20 protein-coding genes and 1 tRNA gene are annotated in these 25492 nt (G+C 61.0%); 12 read left to right on the top strand and 9 right to left on the bottom strand.

Features of this window, described 5'->3' with window-relative positions:
* Positions 1-160 precede the first annotated feature (160 nt).
* Together glnL and ntrC are read left to right on the top strand one after the other, a co-directional pair.
* Positions 161-1303 carry a nitrogen regulation protein NR(II) gene (gene glnL, locus BWP39_RS02765; protein WP_091014387.1) on the top strand — a complete coding sequence of 381 codons (1143 nt, stop codon included), beginning with the start codon at positions 161-163 and terminating at the stop codon, positions 1301-1303.
* A gap of 34 nt (positions 1304-1337) precedes the next feature.
* Positions 1338-2864: a nitrogen regulation protein NR(I) gene (ntrC, locus tag BWP39_RS02760; RefSeq protein ID WP_096716847.1), complete on the top strand. Its 1527-nt coding sequence runs from the start codon at positions 1338-1340 to the stop codon at positions 2862-2864.
* 96 nt (positions 2865-2960) lie between these two features.
* Here the strand turns inward: ntrC and xth are convergent, their stop codons facing one another.
* On the bottom strand, positions 2961-3737 hold the full coding sequence (gene xth / locus BWP39_RS02755; RefSeq protein WP_096716846.1) for an exodeoxyribonuclease III: 777 nt from the start codon (positions 3735-3737) through the stop codon (positions 2961-2963).
* Between the two features lie 181 nt (positions 3738-3918).
* Between xth and BWP39_RS02750 the strand changes: the two genes are divergently transcribed.
* A tRNA-Met gene (locus tag BWP39_RS02750) sits at positions 3919-3995 on the top strand.
* 187 nt (positions 3996-4182) lie between these two features.
* On the opposite strand, the gene BWP39_RS02745 is transcribed toward BWP39_RS02750, so the two are convergent.
* From BWP39_RS02745 to BWP39_RS02730, 4 genes are all read right to left on the bottom strand, one after another.
* Positions 4183-4467, bottom strand: coding sequence for a BrnA antitoxin family protein (locus BWP39_RS02745; protein ID WP_096716845.1), 285 nt, complete (start codon positions 4465-4467; stop codon positions 4183-4185).
* Positions 4451-4720: a BrnT family toxin gene (locus BWP39_RS02740; protein ID WP_096716844.1), complete on the bottom strand. Its 270-nt coding sequence runs from the start codon at positions 4718-4720 to the stop codon at positions 4451-4453. The genes BWP39_RS02745 and BWP39_RS02740 overlap by 17 nt, the downstream gene beginning before the upstream one ends.
* Positions 4721-5095: 375 nt before the next feature.
* Positions 5096-5611, bottom strand: a complete 516-nt coding sequence (locus BWP39_RS02735) for a hypothetical protein (RefSeq protein ID WP_096716843.1) — start codon at positions 5609-5611, stop codon at positions 5096-5098.
* Positions 5608-6705, bottom strand: a complete 1098-nt coding sequence (locus tag BWP39_RS02730) for a DUF6402 family protein (protein WP_207556563.1) — start codon at positions 6703-6705, stop codon at positions 5608-5610. The genes BWP39_RS02735 and BWP39_RS02730 overlap by 4 nt, the downstream gene beginning before the upstream one ends.
* 842 nt (positions 6706-7547) lie before the next feature.
* Between BWP39_RS02730 and BWP39_RS02725 the strand changes: the two genes are divergently transcribed.
* From BWP39_RS02725 to BWP39_RS02690, 8 genes are all read left to right on the top strand, one after another.
* On the top strand, positions 7548-9104 hold the full coding sequence (locus tag BWP39_RS02725; protein ID WP_096716841.1) for an NAD(P)-binding domain-containing protein: 1557 nt from the start codon (positions 7548-7550) through the stop codon (positions 9102-9104).
* Between the two features lie 18 nt (positions 9105-9122).
* Entirely contained in the window at positions 9123-10202 is a 1080-nt protein-coding gene (locus BWP39_RS02720) for an alpha-hydroxy acid oxidase (protein WP_096716840.1), read from the top strand.
* Positions 10187-11563: a cytochrome P450 gene (locus BWP39_RS02715; protein WP_096716839.1), complete on the top strand. Its 1377-nt coding sequence runs from the start codon at positions 10187-10189 to the stop codon at positions 11561-11563. The genes BWP39_RS02720 and BWP39_RS02715 overlap by 16 nt, the downstream gene beginning before the upstream one ends.
* 51 nt (positions 11564-11614) lie before the next feature.
* Complete coding sequence (locus tag BWP39_RS02710) at positions 11615-12814, top strand: cation:proton antiporter (RefSeq protein WP_096716838.1); 1200 nt, start codon at positions 11615-11617, stop codon at positions 12812-12814.
* 26 nt (positions 12815-12840) lie between these two features.
* A complete protein-coding gene (locus BWP39_RS02705) occupies positions 12841-13656 on the top strand; it encodes an iron-containing redox enzyme family protein (protein WP_096716837.1) in 816 nt (271 codons plus the stop codon).
* A 320-nt stretch (positions 13657-13976) separates the two neighbouring features.
* The gene (locus tag BWP39_RS02700) at positions 13977-14258 is read left to right on the top strand and encodes a hypothetical protein (protein ID WP_096716836.1); all 282 of its coding nucleotides are present in this window, start codon (positions 13977-13979) and stop codon (positions 14256-14258) included.
* A 220-nt stretch (positions 14259-14478) separates the two neighbouring features.
* Positions 14479-15687, top strand: coding sequence for a DNA polymerase IV (gene dinB / locus BWP39_RS02695; protein WP_096716835.1), 1209 nt, complete (start codon positions 14479-14481; stop codon positions 15685-15687).
* A gap of 54 nt (positions 15688-15741) precedes the next feature.
* Entirely contained in the window at positions 15742-17094 is a 1353-nt protein-coding gene (locus tag BWP39_RS02690; RefSeq protein WP_096716834.1) for an amidohydrolase family protein, read from the top strand.
* Between the two features lie 107 nt (positions 17095-17201).
* On the opposite strand, the gene BWP39_RS02685 is transcribed toward BWP39_RS02690, so the two are convergent.
* A complete protein-coding gene (locus BWP39_RS02685; protein WP_096716833.1) occupies positions 17202-19304 on the bottom strand; it encodes a M3 family metallopeptidase in 2103 nt (700 codons plus the stop codon).
* 482 nt (positions 19305-19786) lie between these two features.
* Here BWP39_RS02685 and BWP39_RS02680 point away from each other — a divergent pair, with 482 nt between their 5' ends.
* Positions 19787-20920: an acyltransferase family protein gene (locus BWP39_RS02680; protein ID WP_096718473.1), complete on the top strand. Its 1134-nt coding sequence runs from the start codon at positions 19787-19789 to the stop codon at positions 20918-20920.
* A gap of 31 nt (positions 20921-20951) precedes the next feature.
* Here the strand turns inward: BWP39_RS02680 and folD are convergent, their stop codons facing one another.
* The 3 genes from folD to fixL form a co-directional block, all read right to left on the bottom strand.
* Complete coding sequence (folD, locus tag BWP39_RS02675; RefSeq protein ID WP_096716832.1) at positions 20952-21809, bottom strand: bifunctional methylenetetrahydrofolate dehydrogenase/methenyltetrahydrofolate cyclohydrolase FolD; 858 nt, start codon at positions 21807-21809, stop codon at positions 20952-20954.
* A gap of 292 nt (positions 21810-22101) precedes the next feature.
* Positions 22102-22746, bottom strand: a complete 645-nt coding sequence (gene fixJ, locus BWP39_RS02665) for an oxygen response regulator transcription factor FixJ (protein WP_096716830.1) — start codon at positions 22744-22746, stop codon at positions 22102-22104.
* Positions 22743-25256 (bottom strand): oxygen sensor histidine kinase FixL, encoded by a 2514-nt coding sequence (gene fixL, locus BWP39_RS02660; RefSeq protein ID WP_096716829.1) that lies wholly within the window; start codon positions 25254-25256, stop codon positions 22743-22745. Before fixL ends, fixJ begins: the two co-directional genes overlap by 4 nt.
* Positions 25257-25492: the final 236 nt, after the last annotated feature.

Below are 25492 nucleotides of genomic sequence, written 5' to 3'. Positions count from 1 at the left end.
CTCGCGATCGGTGACGAAGGGACGGCGGCGCCGTCCTTTTTTTTCGGCCACGCGAGTGGTATTGCTTCACGCAGTTGCTCTATGCAGTTGCTCTATGCAGTTGCTCTATGCAGTTGCTTCATCTAGTCACAACACTGTCTCATACCGGCCAGACTGAACGATGGTTCTGAAGAATCTGATCAAGGCGAGAAAGGGACATGCGGAGGCGCTGTCCGACGACCCGCAACTCGTCGACTCCGGCCTGCTGACGGGTTTCGAGGCGTTGCCGACCGTCGTGCTCGTGCTCGAGAAGCGCACGCTGCGGGTGGCGTTTGCGAATCCATCCGCGGAAGCGATGCTCGAACTGTCGCGGCGACAGTTGAGGCAGATGGCATGGCCCGATATTTTCACGAACGCCGATGAACTGGTCGCGACGATCGCATCGATCGCGGCGCAACGTTTTCATGCGACGCATCTCGACGCGGTGCTCGAACGCACCGCACACGAGCCGCTGCATGTGCATGCGATAGTTGGTTTTCTCGAAAGCGCACCCGACTACGTGCTGCTCGAACTCTTCGAAAACGAGCGCCATATGCGCTCGGATCGCGAAGAGCGCATTCACGATCTGACCGCGGTCAACAAGCAGTTGATCCGCAACCTTGCGCACGAAATCAAGAATCCGCTCGGCGGGATTCGCGGGGCGGCGCAGTTACTCGAATTCGAACTCGGCGCGCGCGAGCGCGACGAACTGCGCGAATACACGCAGGTGATCATCAAGGAATCGGACCGGCTGCAGACGCTCGTGGACCGACTGCTTGAGCCGCACCGTCATCCACATGTGGTTGGCGACGTGAACATTCACGAAGTGTGCGAGCGCGTGCGCGCGGTGATCATGGCCGAGTTCCCACGCGGCCTCACGATCGAGCGCGACTACGACGTGAGCGTGCCCGATCTGCGCGGCGACAAGGAACAACTGATCCAGGCGCTGCTGAACATCGTGCGTAACGCAGCGGAAGCGCTGCGCGAACGGATTTCGCAAGGCGACGCGCGTATCGAGTTGCGCACGCGTATTGCACGCAAGGTGACCGTTGCAAAACGTCTGTGCAAGCTGGCACTGGACTTGCATATCATCGACAACGGCCCAGGCATTCCGAATGAGATTCGCGACCGTATCTTCTACCCGCTCGTTTCTGGGCGCGAAGACGGCAGCGGTCTTGGTCTCACACTGGCGCAGACCTTCGTGCAGCAGCACGATGGACTGATCGAAGTGGAGAGCCGCCCGGGGCACACCGAGTTTCAGATTCTGCTGCCGCTCGACTGCTAGAACCAACGCCTCTCAAGACTTCTGACCGACCTATATGAAGCCGATCTGGATAGTAGACGACGATCAATCGATACGCTGGGTGCTCGAAAAAGCACTCGCCCGCGAGAACTTCGCGACGCGTAGTTTCGCCAACGTCCGCGAAGCCGCGGGTGCGCTCGATCACGATAGCCCACAGGTGCTGGTTTCCGATATCCGCATGCCTGGCGGCTCGGGGCTCGAACTGTTGCAGACCGTGCGGGAGAAGGTGCCGGGGCTGCCCGTCATCATCATGACCGCGTTCTCCGATCTCGACAGTGCGGTCGCGGCTTTTCAGGGCGGCGCGTTTGAGTATCTGGCCAAACCGTTCGATGTCGACAAGGCGGTCGAACTGATCCGCCGCGCCGTCGACGAGAGCATGCGCGGCGAACAGACCTGGGATGAACGTGTCGCCGACGCGCCCGAGATGCTCGGCCAGGCACCGGCAATGCAGGACATGTTTCGCGCAATCGGCCGCCTGTCGCACTCGGCGGCGACTGTGCTGATCACCGGGGAGTCGGGTAGCGGCAAGGAGCTCGTTGCACGCGCGTTGCATCGCCATAGCCCGCGCGCGAACGGACCGTTCATCGCGCTGAATACCGCGGCGATTCCGAAGGATCTGCTCGAGTCCGAACTGTTCGGTCATGAGCGCGGCGCGTTCACCGGTGCGCAGGCGATGCGCCAGGGTCGCTTCGAGCAGGCGGAAAACGGCACGCTGTTTCTCGATGAAATCGGCGACATGCCGTTCGATCTGCAGACGCGCCTCTTGCGCGTGCTGTCCGACGGGCAGTTCTATCGGGTCGGCGGCCATAACCCGCTGCGCGCGAACGTGCGCGTGATCGCGGCCACGCACCAGAATCTGGAATCGCGCGTACGTCAGGGGCTGTTTCGCGAGGATCTGTATCACCGGCTCAACGTGATCCGTTTGCGTCTGCCGGCGCTGCGCGAACGCAACGAAGACATCCCATTGCTCACGCGACACTTTCTGCAGAAGAGCGCGCGCGATCTCGGCGTCGAACCGAAGCGCGTTTCCGACGAAGCTTTGGCTTACCTCACGTCGCTAACGTTTCCAGGCAATGTGCGGCAGCTCGAGAATCTCGCGAACTGGCTGACCGTGATGGCGCCCGCGCAGACGATCGAGATCAAGGATCTGCCGCCCGATCTCGTGCCGGGGCACGCGGGCAGTATCGAGAGCAGTGGGTTGATCGGCGGGGATGTGACGGGTGGTGCTGCGGGCGGCATCGGGTCGCCCGCGATTTCGACGAACGGCTTGGGCGGTGTGCCGTTGATGGGCGGTGTGGCGGGGACGGTATCCGCGACGACGCCGGTTAGCGTATGGGAAAACGGCTTGCGCACGGAAGTGGCGAGAATGCTGCGCGAGAATTCCGCCGATGTGATGGACGAACTGTCACGCCGGTTCGAAGCAGCAGTGATTCGCGAAGCGCTCGATTTCACGCGCGGTCGTAAAGTCGAAGCGGCCGAACGGCTTGGTATCGGCCGCAATACGATTACGCGCAAGATTCAGGAACTGCATCTCGAGCCGTGATGTTTGCGGCGGCGTGCGCGTGCACTGCGTTGTGCACGTCGCTCGCGCATGCGGACGCGGCGCGGGTCGCGATGGACCCGTTAGCGGCTTCTGCGTCTAGTCGATCTGCGCGACTACCGGCGTGTGATCGGAAGGCTGGTCCCACTTGCGCGGCGTCTTGTCGATGTCGCAGAACGTGCAGACCGCGGCGAGCGGCTTCGATAGCAGGATGTGATCGATGCGCAGCCCCGCGTTGCGGCGGAACGCGAGCATCCGGTAATCCCACCACGAGAATGCCTTGTCGGGCTGGTCGAACAGACGAAACGCGTCGACGAGTCCGAGCTCGATGAGCCCAACGAACGCGGCGCGCTCTTCGGGCGAGACCAGATTCTGTCCTTCCCATGCTTGCGGATCGTGTACGTCGCGATCATCGGGGGCGATGTTGTAGTCGCCGAGCAGCGCGAGCTTCGGATACTGCGCGAGTTCCTGAGCGAGCCACGTGTGCAGTGCTGCGAGCCAGCTCAGCTTGTACGCAAACTTCTCCGTGCCCGGCGCCTGACCATTCGGAAAATACGCGGAGATCACGCGCGCACCTTCGACGGTCGCGGCGATCACGCGTTGCTGCGGGTCTTCGAAACCAGGGATGTTGCGCACGACGCTCACGTCGTCGACGTTCAAACCATCGCGCACGAGAATGGCCACACCGTTATAGGTCTTCTGTCCCGCGAACCAGCTGCGATAGCCCTTTGCTTCGAACTCGGCGCGCGGGAATTTCTCGTCGGGCATCTTGAGTTCCTGCAGGCACAGGACGTCGGTCTGGCTCGTTTCGAGCCAGTCGAGTACGTGTTGCTGGCGGACTTTCAGGGAGTTGACGTTCCACGTGGCGATTTTCATCGGCGCTTCCTAATCTGGATCTGGCGTGCCCGAATCTTACCGCGAACTCTGGACATATCTCACGCGCTGGATGTCGATTGGTGCGCTCGCATTTATTCGTCCCCGCCACATCGAGCACGAAAATAACTGACGGATTCGTTTGACGCGTGCCACATGCCTCAGTACAATTCGCTTCCTCTGACGCGGGGTGGAGCAGTCTGGCAGCTCGTCGGGCTCATAACCCGAAGGTCACAGGTTCAAATCCTGTCCCCGCAACCAAATGAAAAGCGTGCCGCCTGATGCGACTAACGATCGCTGGGCGGCACGCTCGTATTCGGCACAGACGTTCGCTCCATCGACGATCATCTGCATCTCGCTGTGCAGCTATCTTGACGTCGTGAAATAGATAGCCGCGCATTACATTCGCGGCGCCTTCAATTCATCGAACGCTGCTGATCCGACGCGCTCAAGCCGGTTGGTGATCCTTCAACCAGTCACGTAGCGCATCGTTCATTCTGGTTTGCCAACCATCACCGGTCGCCTTGAACGTCTCGACGATGTCCGCATCGTAGCGAACGGACAATAGAACCTTCGGCGTTTCAAGCCGAGGTCGACCGCGTGCACCTAACGGCTTCATCTTCTTGAAGTCTTCCGCTGACACTTCGTAGGTATCGGGATCTGCGGCAATGCCGCGATTGATGGCTGCATCTTCTTCGTCCGTCGGCATGACGATCTTACGTTTGCTCGACATAGCTCTTTACCTCGCGCTTATTCGCCTTTCGCATGCTGATGATGTGCATCGTGTTGCCACGCTGCGTGAACACGATGCAGTAAAGGCGATTCTCAATGATGCCGAAACCCACCTCACGTATTTCTCTGTAGTCGCGGCGCGTATCAACATAAGCCATCACTGAAGACCAGTCGAGTAACGCGGCGGCGTTAAGCCAGACGCCGTGTTTTTCAACGTTCGATAGGTTTTTATCCTGGTCAAAAGTGATGTCCATATGATTAATTGTAGCTACATTTATTATTGAGCGCAACGCTTATTTGTAGCTACTCGATGTGCCCCGTGTTTTCTCAAGGGCGCGACGTTGTAACACCGGCAGCAACGGGAACGTTGCCGCCTGAGGGGCAACATGATTGGCGGCGAAATCAAATGCGCGCGGAACGCACATGTATAACGATGGCCGCGGTTATGCTTCGTCGCGACCTCGGCATCGCGTTGAGTAAACGTCGCTCCGATGTGGAAACATGAAAGCGGCCCTCACCGTCCTAGCCTTAAACTGTCCAACTTTACGGGGTCAGCTCACAAGTGGGCTTTTTGTCTTTCGGCTTCTAACCAGGTTGCCCTCCGCCAACGCAAAACGGAAGCCACAGCGCTAGGGCAGTTTGGCTAGCAGTCGGTCATATAGAGATGGCGGTAGGTGAATCGTTCCTAAATCGGCACCGTCCTCGTAACGCAGCTCATCGGGCTTCCAATAAAGCCGCACGGGATCGTCGGCGGAACTCCCATAAGTTCTCTCAGCGAGAAGCTGCTGGCTTTGCCGCTCATAGAGCCGCAAGACAATTCGTGATCCAAGGTAACAGACGCGCGCCGTATAGCGGCCATCCGCAGATTGCGCGTTGTCGCAATCCGTAGGCTTAACGAGTGCGCGTAGCCTTGCGCCTTCCCAATAAGTCCACGCCGACGCGAGTGCGGCCAGTGCGCAGATACCGACAATGGTTCGTCGAACTGAAACCTTTACGATCTGATTGACTCGCTCGTTTCGCCCGTCGCGGCTGGAAAGGATGAAAGACACGGACCGGGTAATCGAGACTGCGAGAATACAGATAGCGATGAAAGTGGCGATTAACACCAACATGCCGATACCGGCTTCGTCTGCTGCCGCACTCATAGGAACGCAATCTCGATAGGTTGGGGGAGCGTCACGAAGCGGTAATCCGAGTAGACGATAAAATCGCCGCCGCGCCCATGGATTCGTTGCCATCTTCGGAACGAGCTATTGCGTACGGGGTAATACACGTTGCCACGCACGCGGATATCTCCTACAGCAACCGGATAGTCCGGCCATGGGATTCCGGCCAATCCTGCCGCGCCGGTCGTAGGAACGATGATGACGCCATCGCGACTCCAGTGTCCGAGGTATTGAGATATTTCTCCCGCCTTGTCGGTGAAGGTGTAGTTATCTTTGACGTAGAGAATGATGCTGGTGATTGTGGCGCGGGTGGCTTCGCGGTTGAATGTCGCGTAGCCGACGGCGGCATAGAAATTGAACGAGCCGAGCGAGCCGGTCAGATCATCAGGCACTCCGGCGTTGTTTTTTCCCCTTGTGATTAACTGGTCTAGCTTCTGGCCAAAAGTGCTCTCGACACCTGCTAACTGGAATTGAAACTTCTTATGCAGAGTGGGGATATCCTGGCCGCTCAGCTCCCAGGCATCCACTTTCCCGTACGACGCGCGTAGCGGCGTCAAGGCATGACCTAAAGCTTCAATAGCCCGTGGTGTTGTGAGTCGCTCATAGGTCTGGAGCGACTCATACGCCGCCTTTGCTCGCGCATGCTTCAGCACCCAATCGAGCTTGATCGTGGTCTTGTCAATCATGCTCGGCGGATAAGGCTGGCCGTTCTGGTTGATGCCGTTAACTTCGTCTTGCTGGGTTGGCGAACAATTGAGCTCCCCGGCAAACCACCTTTCCATCAGCGTCGCCGACATCGGCATAAACTCCTTGCGCATGGCTCCGGAGATTTCCTGAATGTCAAACGGTGGAACGGCTTGACGTTTTTCCTCTTTGACGGGGGCGGGCTTGGGTGGTTTAGGCGGCTCGGGGGCATCAAGCCATTTTTTGAAGCGCGATATGCCTTCCGCCGCCGACAGCAGTCCGTCGAATGTATTGTTCACCCGGTCGACATGCGTCAACGATTTGACCGGCGGCTTGGGGGAAGGCTTGGGCGCAGGCTGAGTGAGCAGGGGCGGCGGCGCTTTGTTCATCGAGATATCTAGATCAGGAACGGGGCAACAGCCGTTCTCTGCACCACATCGTTTCCACCGCCACAGAATCCTATTCACCTTGTAGTACGGGATCTTTTCGTAATATGTGGACGACATGTTTGATATCACCGGTTCGGTTTTTCGAGTATCAATCGCCGACGGTTGCTTACTACCGCCACATCGGGCAAACAATCTTAGTCGGCATATGCATCTCAGAAAACTGCTTTAGATGATCCCCGTAGTCACCTCCACTGCACAGGTATCCGCCTCGCCGCGCGCGTGCACTGGACCGGCGAAGCCCTCGCCGGTTACGGAACAATCAGCGGTCGTCGTAAAGCCACGGCTTTTTATCGGTTGGCATGACACCGCAGAGCACACCAATGCGCACGGCGGGCGACAGTTCAAGTACCTTGCCGAAGCGCTCAACCATAGGGGCCCCGTTGGCGGTGGCGCCAACCAGAGGATTCTCATTTCGAAAAATTACGTATCACCTGCTGATTTATCCAACCCGCAAGCACTCTTCGACCAATTCTTTTACACTGACTTTTTTCGTCTTTTCGTATCCCCCGTTTTTGTCTACTGTTCGTATCGAAACACCGCCACAAAAGTGAGTGCGATATCCGCAGATCCTCACAGATCGAGCCACTCGCGGCCAGGCATCACATGCAACAAGCATCATTGCTGCGCCAGTCATCCAAAGATTCGATAAGTACCCGTTGCTGCTACTAAAAAGACCTTCCCGGGGTTTGCAGTTAACGGCACTTTGCCGGCAGCTCGCAGCACAGGCGAGCTACCAAAGGCAGAGGCGCCATCGATGAACGTCAACGATTGGGCGGGCATGCATGGACTATCTGATCATCGGAGCGGGACCGGCCGGACTTCAGCTTGGCTATTTCCTCGAGCGGGCGGGCAGGGACTACCAGATTCTGGAAGCAGGCGCGCAACCCGGAACTTTCTTCACGCAATATCCGCGGCACGGACAGTTGATCTCGATCAACAAGGTACACACCGGGACCGCCGATCCTGAACTGAATCTCAGGATGGACTGGAATTCGCTGCTGTCCGACAATCCTGATCTGCTTTTCACCCGCTACTCGCCACGCTATTTCCCACCATCGAAAGATATGGTGCGGTATCTCGCCGACTTTGCGACGACCTTTTCGTTGCGCATCCGGTACAACACGCGTGTCGCTCGCATCAGCCGCGATGGCGATTTCGTCGTGACCGACGACAAGGGCCACGAGTACCGCGCGAAACGCCTGATCGTCGCGACGGGCGTATCGGAAGCCAACGTCACCGACATCCCGGGTATCGAAACCGTCGAGCAGTACGCCGACGTTTCGGTCGATCCCGCCGATTTCGTCAACCAGCGCGTGCTGATCATCGGCAAGGGCAACTCGGCCTTCGAAACCGCCGACAACCTGATGGAAACCGCCGCGGTGATTCACGTGGCGGGCCCGAGCCCGGTGCGCTTTGCGTGGCGCACGCACTACGTGGGGCATCTGCGGGCAGTGAACAACAATCTGCTCGACACGTACCAGTTGAAATCGCAGAACGCGATACTCGATGGCAACGTCGTGCGCATCGATCGACGCGACGACGGCGGATACAGCGTGATCTTCAGTTTCTCGCGTGCTGGAGAAGTGAAGAAGAATCTGCCTTACGACCGCGTCATCGCCTGTACCGGCTTTCGCTTCGGCTCATCGATCTTCGACGACAGTTGCCGTCCCGAGTTAGTCATCAAGGATCGCTTCCCGGCGCAGACCGCCGAATGGGAGTCGACCAATATTCCCGATCTCTACTTCGCTGGCACCTTGATGCAGGTGCGCGATTTCAAGAAGTCGACGGGCGGCTTCATTCATGGGTTTCGCTATGCGGTGCGGGCGCTGCATCATATGCTCGAGCGCAAATATCACGACGTCGAATGGCCGCACCGTGGACTGTCGCAAGACCCCCATCAGTTGATGGAAGCGGTGATCGCGCGGGTGAATCGCACGTCGGCGCTGTGGCAGCAATTCGGTGTGATCGGCGATGTGATCACCGTGCAACCAGGCGGCGGCGCGCGCTATTACGAAGATCTATCCGTCGACTATCTGCATCAGAGCGATCTGGCCGCCGCCGATTGCTATTTCGCGATCACGCTCGAATACGGTCCCGACCACGACAAGGTCGATCCTTTCGACATCACGGTCGGGCGGATTACGCAAAACACCGTCGAGCGCTCTCACGAAGGCCAATACCTGCATCCGGTCGTGCGTCGTTATCGTCGCGGAGAACTGGTCGCCACTCACCACGTGACCGAGAACCTCGAAAACGACTGGATTGCGCCGATGCATCGCGATCCGCTCGAGGCGTTCTTCGCACGCGAGTTGGGCCCGGCTGCCGAGATGGCCGCCTGAGCGCGAGGACACGTGCCAATGGAGTCGCTGACATTGCGCGAGCTCGAGGCCGAGGCGAATCGACGCCTCGAACCGGCGGTTGCCGATTACTTTTCCGGCGGCGCCGGCGATGAGCTGACCGTCCATGCAAACGAGAGCGCTTACGCACGGATCGGCCTCGTTCCGCGCGTGCTGCGTGGCGCGGGCGAACCGGACCTGTCCACCACCTTGTTCGGTCAGCGCATCGCGATGCCGGTACTGATCGCGCCTACTGCATTCCATCGGCTGGCGCATCCGGACGGCGAATGCGCTACGGCACGCGCCGCGCGCACCGCGGACACGATTCTGATCGCAGCGATGGCGTCAACCGAGGCCATCGAGAACGTGGCCGCTGCGGGCAACGGCAAGTTGTGGTTTCAGCTCTATCTGCAACCCGACCGGACGTTCACGGAGTCGCTGGTGCGGCGCGTCGAAGCAGCCGGTTGTACCGCGCTGGTAGTCACTGTCGATTCACCGGTGTTCGGCAGACGCGAACGCGACATTCGCAATGGTTTTACCGATCTACCTGCAGGCATGTATTGCGAGAACCTGCGTGATGCCGATAGAAAACCAGGTACACCGGTGCGCAGCATTGCGTTTTCTACCGCGCTGTCGTGGAAGGATGTCGAGTGGCTACGCTCGATCACCGGGCTGAAGATTCTGCTCAAGGGCGTAGTTCATCCCGCCGACGCACGGATGGCACTCGAATGCGGCGTCGATGGTTTGATCGTCTCTAACCACGGCGGTCGTCAGCTCGACACGATGCCCGCGACGATTGAGTTGCTGCCGGACATCGTGGATGCCGTGGGTGGAGCGGTCCCCGTGTTACTGGATGGCGGCATCCGGCGCGGCACCGACGTGGTCAAGGCACTCGCATTGGGAGCGACGGCGGTCGCGATCGGGCGGCCGATCGTGTGGGGACTGGCCATCGATGGTGCGGAGGGAGTCGCTTCGGTACTACACATGCTACGTACCGAAGTAGAACGCACGCTCGCGCTGTGCGGCTGTCATTCACCGAAAGAACTCAACCGGGATTTCCTGCGCTTCGAGCGCCGGGAGGAAGCATGGCGGCAGCACTAGGCATCGTGTTGGGATTCGCGGTTTTCGCCAGTATTCCGTGGTGGCTTCCACAGCGCGTGCTCGCGTTGAGGGCGCGCATCTTTGTACGCATCAACGGCGAGGAGGGCATCGCTGTTCCCGGACCGACGGTTAGCGCCGCGCAGTTCATGCACGTCTATTCGCATCCGGCGGCCAATGGCCGCAGCAAGGGTGCGGGATTGTCCGATCTGTTCTGGTACTGGCTGTCGCCGGGGCCGGAGATTCATCAGGAGCATCTCGAAGCGGGCGCGCGCTACGACGAAGTCGCGCGGGCGACGCGTCAGTTTCTGGCGCTACCGAAGGTGAACGCTGAAGAGCTGGCGGCGCGCTGTGCCGAACGCGCCTATGCCGACCTGAACGGCAAGAGCATGGTGCTGGTCCGCTTGCGCAATCTGATGATGTCGGTGTGGGCCGATTTCTACTATCAACTGGTGTTCGGCGAGCTGTGTACGCCGGCAGCGCGCAAGCTGATCGTCGACAACGCCGACGACGTCGTCACCGCACTCAAATGCTGCGGTCTTCGTCACATGAAAAAACGCGAGCGACTGACGGCTTTCCTGGTCGAGAAAATCAAAGCCAGCAAGTTGACGAATCCGCTCCCCGACGGACTCTCCATCGACGAGCAGGCGTTGTACCTGCAAGGCGTCTTCTTCAATACGGCCATCGTGCAGATGTCCGAGGCGATGACTCACCTGATCCTCGCGATCGCCCAACACGAGGAAGTCCAGCAGGCACTAGTCGATAACGATCACGACAATCACCACCTCGATCAGGTGATCGCCGAGACGTTGCGCGCGTTTCCGCTATTCGGCATCGCTCACAGAATCGCCACCGCCGATATCGCCGTCGACGATCACACGACGATTTCGCAAGGCTCCGTGCTGTGCTTCAACTACGCCGACTATCAGCGCACCGGATTCGACGATCCGGAACGCTTCGATCCGACACGATGGAACGGCCTGTCGAAGCGGGACGCGACTTACATCCCGTTCGGTGTGACGGCGAACCGGCCGTGTCCGGCCCAGGCTGTGGCGATGGTGACCATGCGGGCCGCTGGCCGCGAGTTGCTCAAACGCTTCGCGTGCTATTCGTCGGCTTCCCATACCCGTTCGATTCCACATCGCGGTCCGTGCCTGTTCGTCGCGAGGGGCGGCGAGGAACATCCGCGCATGCGTGCTGGTGTGCTGGCGTTCATGGCGCTACGCGATCGCTGGGAAGACGTATGGCGCAGCCTGCTGCAACTCGTGCTGGGCACCTGGATGGTCTGGCACGCGCGGCGGCTGCGACTGTGTCAACGGCATTTCGAGGCGGCGCGCTGTCCGGTGCACGCCGATACGCGTTGAGTACCCGAAGCGAAGCATAAAGACGTCCCACCCTTAAACGGTGCCAGTCTCATGAACGACTCAGACGTGTTCCTTCTCGCGATGCTGATGATCTTCGCGATTCCCTATCTGGTCTGGCGGATCCTCAGGACCGACTCGTACGCGCCGCTGGTGGTCGTGCAGATCATCGCCGGCATTCTGTTGGGGCCAGGCGTGCTCGGGGCCGCTTTTCCCGGCTATTACAGCGTCGTTTTCAGTCCACATGTGATTGCGGCACTGAACGGCATCGCGTGGTGGGCGGTGATGATTTTCGTCTGGATTGCCGGTATCGAACTGGACCTGAAACAGGTCTGGAAGCATCGCCTCGACACCAGCGTTACCGCGTCGCTGGCGCTCGGCATGCCGTTTCTTCTGGGCTGCATCGCTGCGGCCGCCATGCTGAAGCTCGGTGTCTGGAGCGGTGTGGCGGGCAAGTCATGGCAGGCGACCTTCGGCATCGGCATGGCGTGCGCGGTGACAGCGTTGCCGATCCTCGTGCTGTTCCTCGACCGGCTGGAAATACTGCGCTCGCCATTTGGCCAGCGTGTGCTGCGTTACGCGAGTTTCGATGACGTTGCGATCTGGGGCGTGCTCGCGTTGATCCTGCTGGACTGGAATCGCGCGGGACGGCAACTGGTTTTTCTCGTTGGCTACGCGGTGGCAGGCTACGCGATACGCAAGCTGATGGCGCGATTGCCCGAGCGCGACCGCTGGTATGTCGGACTGGTCTGGCTGGCGGCGAGTGGTCTCGCTGCCGACTGGTCCGGCCTGCATTTCATGGTCGGCGCGTTTCTCGCGGGCGCGATTCTCGATTCGGACTGGTTCGACAGAAAGCAGATGGATCTCTTTCGCGACGGTGTGCTGCTGTCCATCATGCCGGTGTTCTTTCTGAGCACCGGTCTGCGTACGAGCTGGAACATGCATGGCGGTGCAGTGCTGATCCTTGCCGCTGTCCTGCTGGTTGCCTCGGTGGTCGGCAAACTGCTCGGCGTGCAGCTTGCCGGCAAGATCCTGAAGTGGCCGCGTGGCGATGCTTACCGGATTGGCTGGCTGCTGCAGACCAAGGCACTGATCATGATCATCTTCGTCAATATCCTGCTCGACAAAGGCATCATCGATCATCCGACGTTCACCGCTCTCTTGCTGATGGCCGTGGCCAGCACAATGCTCACGATGCCGATGCTGGCGGCGAAACGTGCAGGCGTGGCGGTCGATGCGGTCGAGGCGGGTTAGAAGTCTTCAGAACGGAGCGCTACACCATGACTACCGGTTTCGATCCAACATTGTTGCAGCGCTGTGCCGAGGGCATGGCCGACGGTCGGCTCGCAGATGCGGACATGCAGTCGCTGCGCCACTGGTGGGCGCCGCAACGCGAGCGGGCCGCGGAGCTCGTCGAATTGTTTGCGGGCCTTCCGATCGACGCATGGTCCGACGCGATCCTCGCGCATCGCTCGCACCGTCACCCGTGGTACGACTGGCTGGCGACGGAAGTGAGCTTGCGCGAGTTCGCGACGTTCATGCTGGAGAACCGCTACTTCCCGTCGTTTTTGTTATTGGTGGAGCGTGTTAAGGAGGCGCAGGTCTGCGATGTGGCGCGCGACGCGCTACAGCGCAATATCGACGATGAAAGGCTGCCGGTGCCGCACGCGGATCTGATGCGGCGCTTGATGCTCGCGCTCAAGACCAGGGCAGGCGATGGACTTGCGCTCGACAGCTACCCGAGTCTCGCCGACCGGACGTTGATTCTTCACTACGGCTACTACTGCGACCCCTGGTGTCTGATTGGTGCGCTCTTCATGATCGAAACAATGGCGCTGCACCGGATGCAGAGAATGAACGAGGGTCTGCGCAGGCTCGGCTTGAACGAACACGAACTCGAATTTGTCAGCATCCATCTGACCTGCGATGAACATCACGCGCGCGAGTGGAGCGAATGTGTGATTCAGCCGTCGGTTGAACTGCAACCGCAGCGGCGCCTGGCTATCGCGGAGGGCATCGCAGTTGCGCTGGAAACGATGGAGCACTATCTGGACGATCTCGTGACGAGAGCTACTTCGCAGCTACGCATGGTGTAAGGAAGGAGACGGATTTTCGGAGGGATGGGTACGAAACTGCGGATTCGAAACTAGGCCTCATTGCTAGTAACAACCCCAAAAATCGAAATTCACCCTTGCGAATAACGTGCTTAATTATCGGCAATTGCGCTCCTAAACTGGCATGGCGTGCTATGGGCTCGATTTCGCGCTATCGGTGATGTGCGGTTTGCTTCACGCGCATTACCGTGAACATTCGCGCGAGTTTGAATGCCATCAGCCCGGCGTATAACGACCACCATGAAGAAATACCAATGGCTCGTTTGCGTCGATATTCCAGTCCACTCCAGGAGGAACGGGTTATGAAAAAGACAACCAGCACACTCATCGCGGCCGTCGCCGCACTCGCGCTGTCGGGCGGCGCTTATGCACAGAACAACACGCTGGCGAGGCCGACCGTCACGTCGCCGGCTGCTGCTGCGAATACAACGACAAGTGGTTACGGCACGTCCGGCGTCGCCAAGTCGGACAGCGGCACGGGCTCGCAGAACGCAGGCCTGCCGAATAGCGCGACGTCCCTCACCAACATTCCCGGGAGCCACAACACACTGGCGACCCCTGGCGTAGCGTCGCCAGCCCAATAACAGCGACTAATCCGCCAATCTGGCGGGGGTTCGAGTTTCTCATTCACGGGCCATCGTAAGAAAGACCGCTGTTCTCACGGGCAGCGGTTTTTGTTTTTCGTCGATCTTTTCCTCGCAGCGGCTTGCTGCATAACGATGTCCAGCTAGCCGCACGCCAGTCCAGCGCATTCCATTTACCTGCACTTTCTCTGACCCTCGCGCCGATCTTGTAATTATCACTGTGTTTTTGTACAGTATCGGCATCTTGAACGCGCCCGATGCCCCCTCTCTCCCAGCCGCACCTTTGCCCGTGCGCAAGATCATTCATTGCGACTGCGACTGTTTCTACGCGTCGGTTGAAATGCGCGACGATCCGTCGTTGCGCGGCCGGCCGCTGGCGGTCGGCGGGCGGCCGGAGCATCGCGGGGTGGTCGCCACCTGCAATTACGAGGCGCGCCGCTTCGGCATCCATTCGGCGATGTCGTCCGCACTCGCCATGCGCAAATGCCCGGAGCTATTAATCCTGCCGTCGGCGATGGAGAAATACCGCATCGCCTCGCGGCAGATCATGGCGATCTATCGCGACTACACCGACGATGTTGAGCCGCTGTCGCTCGACGAAGCCTATCTCGACGTCACCCACACCACGCGCTGCAAGGGCAGTGCGACGTTGATGGCGAGCGAGATCCGCCAGCGCGTGCGTGACACCGTCGGTGTGACGGTATCGGCTGGCGTCGCGCCCAACAAGTTCGTCGCGAAGATCGCGTCTGACTGGAACAAGCCCGATGGCCTCCATGTCGTGCGTCCGCACGAAGTCGATGCGTTCGTTGCCGCGCTGCCGGTGCGCAAGATATTCGGCGTCGGCAAGGTGACGGCGGCGAAGCTCGAAAAGCTCGGGCTTGTCACCTGCGCCGACGTCCGTGCCTGGTCGCTGATCGATCTGCACCTGCGCTTCGGCGTGTTCGGCAAACGTTTGTACGAGCTGTCGCGCGGCATCGATGCACGGCCGGTACGCGCCGATCAGGAGCGCAAGTCCGTGAGCGTCGAGACGACCTATGTCACCGACCTCACGACGCTCGACGAATGCGCGGACGAAGTGCGTCGTCTGACTGCGCTGCTCGATGAGCGGATCGAACGCGCGCAGGCTGGGCCGGCCGTGCGCAAACTGTTCGTGAAAATCCGCTTTGCCGACTTTCAGCGCACGACGGTCGAATGCGTCGGCGACGCGACGCATGTGCCGACGCTGCTCGCGTTGCTCGAAAAGGGCTTTGCCCGTCGTAACCTGGCGGTGCGGTTGCTTGGTGTCGGTGTGAGGCTCGAAGAGGAAGATGCGGTGCAGCCTGGGCAGTTTGCGCTGTTCGACGACAATGTGGCGCACGATGCTGAACCCGAGGTGCTAGATCATCCCGAAGAGCATGATGACAACGACGAATCTGGCGAACCTGTTTGACCCACGTGGTTTCTGGTGCCGATAGAATCGCAGGCAGACAATGTGGAGACACCCATGGATCTGATCATCCGTCGTGCCGTACTGCCGCGAGGAACCGGGCCGCATAAAACGCAGAATGGCTCGGTCGACCGCGCCTCCGGGCATGGGACCGGAGTAACCGCTAAAGCGGCAACTCTGGTCGACATCGGTATCGAAGCCGGCCGTATCGTGGCCGTCGAACCGCATCTCGCCGCCGTCGCCGCCGAAGAAATCGACGCGGCCGGTTCGCTCGTCACGCCGCCGTTCGTCGATCCGCATTTCCATATGGACGCGACGCTCTCCTACGGTCTGCCGCGCGTGAACGCGTCGGGCACGCTGCTCGAAGGCATTGCGCTATGGGGCGAACTCAAACCACAACTCACGCAGGACGCGCTGGTCGAACGTGCGCTCCAGTACTGCGATTGGGCCGTCGCGCGCGGGCTGCTTGCGATCCGTAGCCACGTCGATATCAGCGACGGGCGGTTGCTGGCTGTCGAAGCGCTGCTCGAAGTGAAGCGCCGCGTCGCGCCCTATCTCGACCTGCAACTGGTCGCATTTCCGCAGGACGGCCTGCTGCGCAGCCCCGGTGCCTTCGACAACCTGAAGCGCGCGATCGCACTCGGTGTCGACGTCGTGGGCGGCATCCCGCACTTCGAACGCACGATGGCCGATGGCGCACAGTCGGTGCGCATGTTGTGCGAATACGCAGCGGAGCAGGGGCTGCGCGTCGACATGCATTGCGACGAATCCGACGATCCGTTGTCGCGCCACATCGAAACGCTCGCGGCCGAGACACACAGGCTAGGGTTGCATGGACGCGTCGCGGGTTCGCATCTGACGTCGATGCATTCGATGGACAACTACTACGTCAGCAAGCTGCTGCCATTGATGCGCGAGGCCGGCGTCGCGGCGATCGCCAATCCGTTGATCAACATCACGCTGCAAGGCCGCTCGGACACGTATCCGAAGCGGCGTGGCATGACGCGCGTACCGGAACTCATGGCTGCGGGCATCACGGTCGCGTTCGGCCACGATTGCGTGATGGACCCGTGGTACAGCCTCGGTTCCGGTGACATGCTCGAAGTCGCGCACATGGGGTTGCACGTCGCGCAGATGACCGGCGTCGATGCGATGCATGCGTGCTTCGACGCGGTGACGGTCAACGCAGCACACATTCTCGGACTGGAAGGCTATGGCATCGCGCCCGGGTGCGAAGCGAATTGTGTCGTGCTCGATGCCCGCGATCCCGTCGAAGCCATTCGTTTGCGCGCGGCGCGCCTCGCGGTCGTGCGGCGCGGCAAGATAGTGAGCCGCGCGCCCGCGGCTCGCGCGACGCTAAACCTCGAAGGACGTCCCGCGGAAGTCGATTTCAGGTTGCATCGCGGATAAAAAAGCCGGTGCCTGCGTGAAGCAGGGCTCCGGCTCATGATCGATCAGGATACGTGCAGCGAAGTCAGGTTCAGGCTTCGCCGCACAATCCGGCAACGCACGTTCGTTTAATGCGCCGCGTCCGGCGCCATCCCGTTGTGCCGCAGCAGCGCATCGATATCCGGCTCACGCCCGCGGAATGCCTTGAACGATTCCATCGCGGGCCGGCTGCCGCCCACTTCAAGAATCTCCTTGCGATAGCGCGTGCCGGTCGCCACATCGAGCACGCTGCCGTTCGACGCGTGCGCGGCTTCCTCGAATGCCGCATACGCATCGGCGGACAGCACTTCGGCCCACTTGTAGCTGTAGTAGCCCGCCGCATAACCACCCGCGAAGATGTGGCTGAACGTGTTCGGCCAGCGCGAGAACGACGCCTGCGGGATCACGTGGAAGCGCTCGTTGATTTCGCGTGCGAGATCGTTTGCGCTGGTCGGTCCTGCCGGATCGAAGTCCGTATGCAGGCGCATGTCGAACATCGAGAACACGATCTGCCGTGCCGTACCGAGCCCGCTCTGGAAGTTCTTCGCGGCGAGCATCTTGTCGAACAGCTCACGCGGCAGCGGTTTCGCCGTGTCGACGTGCGAGGTCATGTCGGACAGCACGTCCCATTCCCAGCAGAAATTTTCCATGAACTGCGACGGCAGTTCGACCGCATCCCATTCGACGCCATTGATACCCGACACGCCCAGTTCGTCGACGCGCGTCAGCATGTGATGCAGGCCGTGGCCGGTTTCATGGAACAGCGTGATCACTTCGTCGTGCGTGAAGCACGCCGGTTTGCCGCCGACCGGCGCCGAGAAATTGCAGGTGAGGTATGCGACCGGCGTTTGCACGCCGCCGTGGGCGAGCTTGTGACGCGCACGTGCGTCGTCCATCCATGCGCCGCCGCGTTTGCCTTCGCGTGCATAGAGGTCGAGATAGAACTGCGCGACGAGGCCGCCGTCCTGGTTCTCGACGCGGAAGAAGCGCACGTCCGGATGCCACACGGTTGCATCGTCGGGCCGGATGCGCACGTCGAACAGCGTCTCGATCACCTTGAACAGACCCCTGAACACCGCATCTTCAGGGAAGTACTGCTTGACCTCGTTTTCTGAGAACGCGTAACGCTGCTGACGCAGGCGTTCGGAAGCGAAGGTCATGTCCCACGGTTGCAGGTCGCTCAGGCCGAGCTCGCTGGCGGCGAATTCGCGCAGCTCTTTCCAGTCCTGTTCGGCGTGCGGTCGTGCGCGCGTGGCGAGGTCTTCGAGGAACGCCATCACCTGTGCCGGTGACTCGGCCATCTTCGGTGCCAGCGACACTTCGGCGAAGTTCGGGTAGCCGAGCATGTGCGCTTCTTCGGCACGCAGCGTCAACTGCTCGGCGAGGTTCGCGGTGTTGTCCCATTCCGGCTTGCCGCTGCCATACGCGGCGCCGAGTTCCGACGCGCGCGTCACGTACGCGCGGTACATGGCTTCGCGCATTGCGCGGTTTTCGGAGTACTGCATCACGGGGAAGTAGGACGGGAAATGCAGCGTGAATTTCCAGCCTTCCTTGCCGTCGCGTTCGGCGGCTTCGCGCGCTGCGGCGACCACGTCTTCGGGCAGGCCGGCGAGTTCGGTTTCGTTCGTGACGACGTAGGCGTACGCGTTGGTCGCGTCGAGCACGTGATCCGAAAACGCCTTCGATAGCGCAGCCTGGCGTTCCTGCAGTTCGGCGAAATGCGGTTTCTGGTCTTCGGGCAATTCGGCGCCCGACAGACGGAAATCACGCAACGCGTTATCGAGAATCTTGCGGCGCTCGCCGGTGAGCGTCGGGAAATCGCCGCTCGCCGCGATCGCCTTGTACTTTTCGTAAAGCGCGAGATTCTGCCCGACGCTCGACCAGAACTCGGTCACGCGTTGCAGGTTCTCGCCGTAGGCGGCGCGCAGCTCCGGCGTGTCGGCGACCGCGTTCAGATGGCCGACGACGCCCCATGCACGCGAGAGCGGCTCGGTAGCGTGTTCGACGGGCTCGACGATGTCGACCCATGAAGCGGGTGTCACGGGCGCGCTGGCGCGCTCGACAGCGGCACTGGCATTGGCGAGCAGCACGTCGAGTGCGGGTGTCACATGTTCGGGCCGGATTTCGCCGAAACGCGGCAGATCGGAGAAGTCGAGGAGCGGATTGGCGGATGTCGATTGGGTTTGGGACATGGTGCTTCCTGTCTGACGCGGGAAAAAGGGCTAGCGAAATAGGTGAAGCGGGTACTGCACGGTGGAGCAGGCGGTGCAACGGGCGCGGCGGCAAGCGGTGCAGCAAACGATGCACCAGGTAAGGCCGCGCCACTGGAGCAGGCGGGCGACCAGCCCACGCATGGAAGCGGCCCACGCGCGCCCACAACCAACAGTATGGGGGCGCCGCGCGGCGATTCCAGTCCGCCTACGGAACAAATTACCAGAACTTTGGCCGGGCGGTTCCGTGGCGGCGATATCCAGGCCCGCCTGGTCACCCTTACCAGGCCTTCCGCCGCTCGCGCGAGAAGCCGCTGCATCGACGCAATTGTGGGCGAGCGCACCGTCCCGGTGGCGCATTTGACGCATTGTGGCGGCATCGCTCGTCCAGTGCCGCGTGGTTCGCCGGCCTGCCTGTTCATCCGCCTCGCATCGGTAATCAACCTTCGACATTCGTCATCGCGATGAATCTGCTTTCGCATTCGCTGTCGCGCAACGGGAATAATTTCGATCTCGTGCGCCTGTGTGCCGCCATTGCGGTGGTGTATTCGCATTCGTTCCTGATCCAGTCCCCAGATGGCACGCACGACCCGGTTGCGGCATCGCTTGGATTCGACGGTGCGGGCAGTTTCGGTGTCTACGCTTTTTTCCTGTTGAGCGGGATGCTCGTCACGACGAGCTTCGTACGCCAGCGCTCGGCGCTGCGCTTCGTCGCGCTGCGGATCGCGCGGATCTGGCCCGCGGTCGCCGCCGGATCGCTGTTTGCGGTGTTCGCAATCGGGCCGCTGTTCACAACGCTGCCGTTGTCCACGTACTTTCGTCTGCACGCGACGTGGGCTAATCTCGACAACTTCTCGACGCTCGTTCTAAAACGCGGCTGGGTGCTACCGGGCGTGTTCGAGTACAACCGGTTCGGCCCCGATGTGTGCGCTCCACTCTGGACGTTGCCACTTGAAGTGCGCTGCTACGCGATCGTGCTGGTCACCGGCGTAGCAGGGCTGCTGTCGACGAACCGCGGCATTGTCATCGCCGCGCTACTCGGTCTCGTCGTGTTTGGTCTGCACGTGCATTTCGATCCGCTTCAGATCGGCCTGCGTGATTTCGCTGAAAAGCCGGGCGGCTATTCGTTCTGGCCGGAACCGTTCTTCATGCTTGGCATGTTGCTGGTGGGATTGCGCGAGCGCGTTCGTATCGACGGTATCGCTGCGCTTGGACTGATCGGTGTCTTTCTGGTCTTTCACGACACGGCCGCCGCACAGCCGCTGTTTTACCTGGCGTTTGTGTATGCGGTGCTATGGGTCGGCACGACGCCGTTGCTGCGTCGCTGGGTGCCGCGGCACGATTATTCGTACGGGATCTATCTGTATGGTTTCGCGATCCAGCAATGTGTCGCGGCGGTTGCGCCGCAACTGGATCATCTTGCCGCGCTAGCGGTTGCTGCGCCGCTGATCATGGTGTGCGCGATGTTGTCGTGGCACGGCGTGGAGCGGCCAGCGCTTGCATGGTGCCGGTGGCATATTGCGCGGCGAGGGATGAGTGTGAACGGCGCAGGCGGTACACACAACGCAATTGCGTCGCGCGATACCGCTCTGAACTGATATGTCGTGGAGCGCTTCTGCGTGAGCTGACTTACGCCTGACCCGCGGCGCGCTCGGCCGCCTCGATCGTATTGACGAGCAACATCGTGATCGTCATCGGACCGACGCCGCCCGGCACCGGCGTGATATAGCCGGCCACTTCCTTCACACCCGCGAAGTCGACGTCGCCGCACAGCTTGCCGGCGTCGTCGCGATTCATGCCCACGTCGATCACCGTCGCACCGGGCTTTACCATGTCGGCGGTCAGGACATTGCGCTTGCCGACTGCTGCGACGACCACGTCGGCGGCGCGCGTGTGCGCGGCGAGATCACGGGTCTTGCTATGGCAGATCGTGACGGTTGCGCCCGCTTCGAGCAGCAGCAACGCCATTGGCTTGCCGACGATGTTCGAGCGTCCGATCACCACCGCATTCGCACCGCTCAGCGCAATGCCATGCGCTTCGAACATCTTCATCACACCATACGGCGTGCATGGACGAAACAGCGGCTTACCGGTCATCAACGCACCGGCGTTTGCAACGTGAAAGCCGTCGACGTCCTTCTCCGGCGCGATCGCCTCGATGACCTTGTGGCTGTCGATATGCGGCGGTAGCGGCAACTGCACGAGAATGCCGTGGATCTTCGGGTCGTGGTTCAGTGCGTCGATACGCGCGAGCAGATCGGCTTCGGAGAGCGTCGCGGGATAGCGGTCATACGAGGAGAACAGGCCGTTGTCCTCGCACGCCTTGATCTTGTTGCGCACATACACTTCGCTGGCCGGATTGTCGCCGACCAGCACGACGGCGAGCCCCGGCTGATGACCGCGAGCGGTGAGGGCGGCGGCGCGCGTGGCGACGTCGGCGCGCAGGGTCTTGGAAAGGGCGTTGCCGTCGATCAAGGTGGCTGTCATGGTCGGGTCAGATTGGGCTTCGGAATGCACGGCAGGGTGAACGTCATGGCGCGCTTACGCATGAACCGGTCGGATCGTGGAAAGCACACAGCGCAGAAATTGCGTCGAAACGGCGCCTGCGCGAAGAGCGCCATTATACCGATGTGTGTCGACGGGAATGGGCGGTGGCGCTGCGTATGCGCGTGTGTCGATAGCGGGATCGGCAGGACCAGCGCGACCGACGTGCGCGCAAAAAACAAGGCCGGACCGATGAGGTCCGGCCCGTGCCGGTCAACCGTGCAACGCCGTAGCGTTATTGCGCCGCTTGCGGCTTGTTCGACAGCGCGAGTCGCAGCAGATCGGCGACCGTGTTGACGTTGAGCTTTTCCATGATGTTCGCGCGATGCGCTTCGACGGTCTTGATGCTGATGCCGAGGTCGTCGGCAATCTGCTTGTTCAGCCGTCCCGCGATGATCCGTTCAAGCACCTGGTGCTCGCGCGCCGTCAGCTTGCCGAGTCGCTCGGCGGCTGCGCGCTGCTGCTGGACGCTGCTGCTTTCGCTACGCGCCTTGTCGAGCATGCGCTCGACGAGCTTGCGCAGTTCGGCTTCGTCGAACGGTTTTTCGATGAAGTCCATCGCGCCTTTTTTCATCGTCGAGACGGCCATCGGCACATCGCCGTGGCCGGTCACGAAGATGATCGGCAGCGATGCGTTGTCGGCGATCAGCCGTTCCTGCAATTCGAGGCCGCTCATGCCCGACATCCGCACATCGAGGATCAGACACGCGATCTGTCCTGGATGCTGCGCGGGGTGCCATGCATCGAGGAACTGTTCCGCGCTGGAGAAGCATTGCACGCGGTAACCGTTCGCCTCCAGCAGCCAGCGCAGCGAATCTCGCACGGCCTCGTCGTCGTCGACAACAAAGACGGTTTCCTGTGTGGTGACTGGGGTATTCATGGCTCTCCCGTAACGGTTTGTGGTGTCGGCGCCTCGTACCCGCCGCTGCTCGGGCCGTCAGGCTCCCCAATGGGCAGACTGCAGTGAAAGGTCGCGCCCGTGATGTGGCCGTCAGACTCGACGTTGTTCACCACCCACAGACGGCCGCGATGCGATTCAATGATCGAACGGCAAATATTGAGCCCCATGCCCATGCCGTCCGACTTCGTACTGTAGAACGGTTCGAACAGACGCTCGGCCATCGCTTCGTCGACGCCCGGACCCTGATCGACGACGCTGATGCAGACAAAACCGCTATCGAGCCGCACGACGATGCGGATGACCGGATCCACGGCATTGGGCCGTGCATCGTGCATGGCTTCGGCGGCGTTTTTCAGCAGGTTGACCAGCACCTGCTCGATCAATACCGGGTCGACATAGATGACCGGCAACCGCGAACGCAGGTCGCTGACAATGCGGATGCGGCGCTTGCGGGCCTCGATTTCAGCAAGGCCGACTGCGTCCGCGACGATGTCCGCGACACGGGTGGCCTGGCGTTTCGGTTCGCTGCGTTTCACGAATTCGCGGATCCGCTTGATGATCATGCCGGCCCGGACGGCCTGCTGGGCGGTCTTTTCGAGCACGGGCAGCAGGTTGTCGGGAGTTGTCCGACCAGATTTAACCAGTGCGACGGTTCCTGAGCAATAGTTATTGATGGCGGCGAGCGGCTGGTTCAACTCGTGCGCAAGCGACGACGCCATTTCGCCCATCGTCATCAGGCGGCTCGTGAACTGCAGTTTTTCGTCCTGCTGGCGCGCGAGTTCCTGCGCCTGCTTGCGGGTCGTGATGTCGGTAGCGATCTGCATCTGCGCGAGATGGCCGTCCACCCACTGGATGTACTGGCGCCGCACTTCGAACCATTTCTGGGCGCTCTGTACGTAGATTTCCTGCGCATCCGCGGTGCTTTCGGTCAGCGCCGCAGCGGGCAGGCCGGCGTAGGCATCGACCATGTCGATCGAATCCGACGACGCTTCGCCGCTGTCGAAACCACCGCCCGCTAGTTCCAGATGGCCGTCCGGACGGATGCCGAACAGGTGGCGGTAATAGCGGTTGGCGAACAGCAATTCGGCTTCGTCGGCGGCCAGCACGGACACAGCGGCATCGAGACTTTCGAGCACGGTGGTGAAGCGTTCGTGCGCGGCGGCCAGTTCTTCGCGGGCGCGTTTCGGCTCGGTAATGTCGGTCATCGACGACATCCAGCCGGTCTGCCGGCCCGAACTGTCGATCAGCGGCGACACATACAGACGCGCATGGAAGAGCGAGCCGTCCTTGCGCCGCACCCGCAACTCGAACCCCGACGAAGGCGCCTTGCCGCGCAGCGTCATATCGAGCTGGCGTTGCATTTCCGGGTACGCGTCACGCGGCCAGTACGGGAACGGTGCGTTCTTGCCGACCAGATCGGTTTCGTCCCAGCCGGTCATCCGGCAGAACGCGGGGTTCACGTGCGTGATGCGGCCGTGCATGTCGAGCACGCGCATACCGATCAACACCGAATTTTCCATCGCCCGGCGAAAGAACGCTTCCGCATACAGTGCCTGCTGCGCCTCGAAGCGCTGCCGCGTGTGTTTCCACAAACTCCACAGGCTCCACAGCACGAAACACGACAGCCCCGCGACCAGCCACACGAGTGTGTTGTTCGTGAAGTTGGTCATCTGCGGGAACGAATACACGCGCACCGACACGCCCTGGCCAGGTGGGTCGAGCGGCAGGTCGTAGTAGACGTCGCGCGGCAGGCGCGGGCGCGATGAAGTCGTGGCGAGCTCGCGGTTGTTGACGTCGATGATCGAGATCTTGTACTTCGCGGACAGCTCGGGCGGGATGTCGTGCTTCAGGATGCCTTCGATCGAAAACACCGCAGCGATCGTGCCGAGGAATTCGCGGTCGCGATAGACCGGTGTCTGCAGCGTCAGATAACCGTTGCCGACGTCGTCGTACATAAGCGGCGAATAGACCTGGCGGCGCGAGTTGCGCGCATCGGCGAACGCGGCTTTGACGGCCTCGTCCATCTGCGTGTCGTTGGGTCGGGCAAGGCGCTGGCCGAACAGCGGCAGCGCGGTGTTGGGCCAGCGCGGCTGCTGCTGGCTCGTGTACCAGTTCATGTAGAGGATCTCGGGATGCCCCTGCATGATGTCGGTGGTGGATACCTGGAACGAATGCGGATCGGCGTGGCCAGCGACCAGGTCGCGCGACAGCGCCTGGATCTGTTCCTGTGCGCCGGTCATCGACAGGCGGATCTGTTGCTGGGCCCACGCCACGTTGCGATAGAGCGTGTCCTCCTGCTGCTGCTGTTCGCGCCGGTTCAGGCTCCACAGAATCAGACTCATGACGATCAGAAACACCAGGATCGACAGGAGCGGCGTCAGCAAATAGGAGTTCGACCACCACGGTCCGTGGTGCCAGCGGGACGGCGACGAGTCCGCCGGCGAACCGGACGGTCGCGCCGAGCGTGCGAAAAGCCGTTCGGTCAACATTGCGGCATTGTAGCTCAGCGGGTCGGGCGCAAATGCTGCAAAAAAACGCTGAAACTGCTCTTGATCGGAGCAAACTACCCGACGTATCGATCAGGGAGCAGTCAATTCAAGGTGCGCCGCAACAATTTTCCGCATTGTGAGAATGCGTCTCGTAATTTGAAAATTTTGTTGCGCGGACATCGGGCGACTCATTACAATCGGCGCAAAGCTAGCTGCCGCGGGTGAGGCGTGTCCGC

This window comes from Paraburkholderia acidicola (assembly GCF_002362315.1).
GTDB classification, from domain to species: Bacteria; Pseudomonadota; Gammaproteobacteria; order Burkholderiales; family Burkholderiaceae; genus Paraburkholderia; species Paraburkholderia acidicola.
Note: the sequence above shows the minus strand (reverse complement) of the source record. Positions and strands in the feature narration are given on the sequence as shown.

What these genes read in the sequence shown, in the direction of transcription:
- glnL (WP_091014387.1), top strand. Translation starts at nt 161, where the DNA reads ATGGTTCTGAAGAATCTGATCAAGGCGAGAAAGGGACATGCGGAGGCG.
- ntrC (WP_096716847.1), top strand. Translation starts at nt 1,338, where the DNA reads ATGAAGCCGATCTGGATAGTAGACGACGATCAATCGATACGCTGGGTG.
- xth (WP_096716846.1), bottom strand. Translation starts at nt 3,737, where the DNA reads ATGAAAATCGCCACGTGGAACGTCAACTCCCTGAAAGTCCGCCAGCAA.
- BWP39_RS02745 (WP_096716845.1), bottom strand. Translation starts at nt 4,467, where the DNA reads ATGTCGAGCAAACGTAAGATCGTCATGCCGACGGACGAAGAAGATGCA.
- BWP39_RS02740 (WP_096716844.1), bottom strand. Translation starts at nt 4,720, where the DNA reads ATGGACATCACTTTTGACCAGGATAAAAACCTATCGAACGTTGAAAAA.
- BWP39_RS02735 (WP_096716843.1), bottom strand. Translation starts at nt 5,611, where the DNA reads ATGAGTGCGGCAGCAGACGAAGCCGGTATCGGCATGTTGGTGTTAATC.
- BWP39_RS02730 (WP_207556563.1), bottom strand. Translation starts at nt 6,705, where the DNA reads ATGAACAAAGCGCCGCCGCCCCTGCTCACTCAGCCTGCGCCCAAGCCT.
- BWP39_RS02725 (WP_096716841.1), top strand. Translation starts at nt 7,548, where the DNA reads ATGGACTATCTGATCATCGGAGCGGGACCGGCCGGACTTCAGCTTGGC.
- BWP39_RS02720 (WP_096716840.1), top strand. Translation starts at nt 9,123, where the DNA reads ATGGAGTCGCTGACATTGCGCGAGCTCGAGGCCGAGGCGAATCGACGC.
- BWP39_RS02715 (WP_096716839.1), top strand. Translation starts at nt 10,187, where the DNA reads ATGGCGGCAGCACTAGGCATCGTGTTGGGATTCGCGGTTTTCGCCAGT.
- BWP39_RS02710 (WP_096716838.1), top strand. Translation starts at nt 11,615, where the DNA reads ATGAACGACTCAGACGTGTTCCTTCTCGCGATGCTGATGATCTTCGCG.
- BWP39_RS02705 (WP_096716837.1), top strand. Translation starts at nt 12,841, where the DNA reads ATGACTACCGGTTTCGATCCAACATTGTTGCAGCGCTGTGCCGAGGGC.
- BWP39_RS02700 (WP_096716836.1), top strand. Translation starts at nt 13,977, where the DNA reads ATGAAAAAGACAACCAGCACACTCATCGCGGCCGTCGCCGCACTCGCG.
- BWP39_RS02690 (WP_096716834.1), top strand. Translation starts at nt 15,742, where the DNA reads ATGGATCTGATCATCCGTCGTGCCGTACTGCCGCGAGGAACCGGGCCG.
- BWP39_RS02685 (WP_096716833.1), bottom strand. Translation starts at nt 19,304, where the DNA reads ATGTCCCAAACCCAATCGACATCCGCCAATCCGCTCCTCGACTTCTCC.
- BWP39_RS02680 (WP_096718473.1), top strand. Translation starts at nt 19,787, where the DNA reads ATGAATCTGCTTTCGCATTCGCTGTCGCGCAACGGGAATAATTTCGAT.
- folD (WP_096716832.1), bottom strand. Translation starts at nt 21,809, where the DNA reads ATGACAGCCACCTTGATCGACGGCAACGCCCTTTCCAAGACCCTGCGC.
- fixJ (WP_096716830.1), bottom strand. Translation starts at nt 22,746, where the DNA reads ATGAATACCCCAGTCACCACACAGGAAACCGTCTTTGTTGTCGACGAC.
- fixL (WP_096716829.1), bottom strand. Translation starts at nt 25,256, where the DNA reads ATGTTGACCGAACGGCTTTTCGCACGCTCGGCGCGACCGTCCGGTTCG.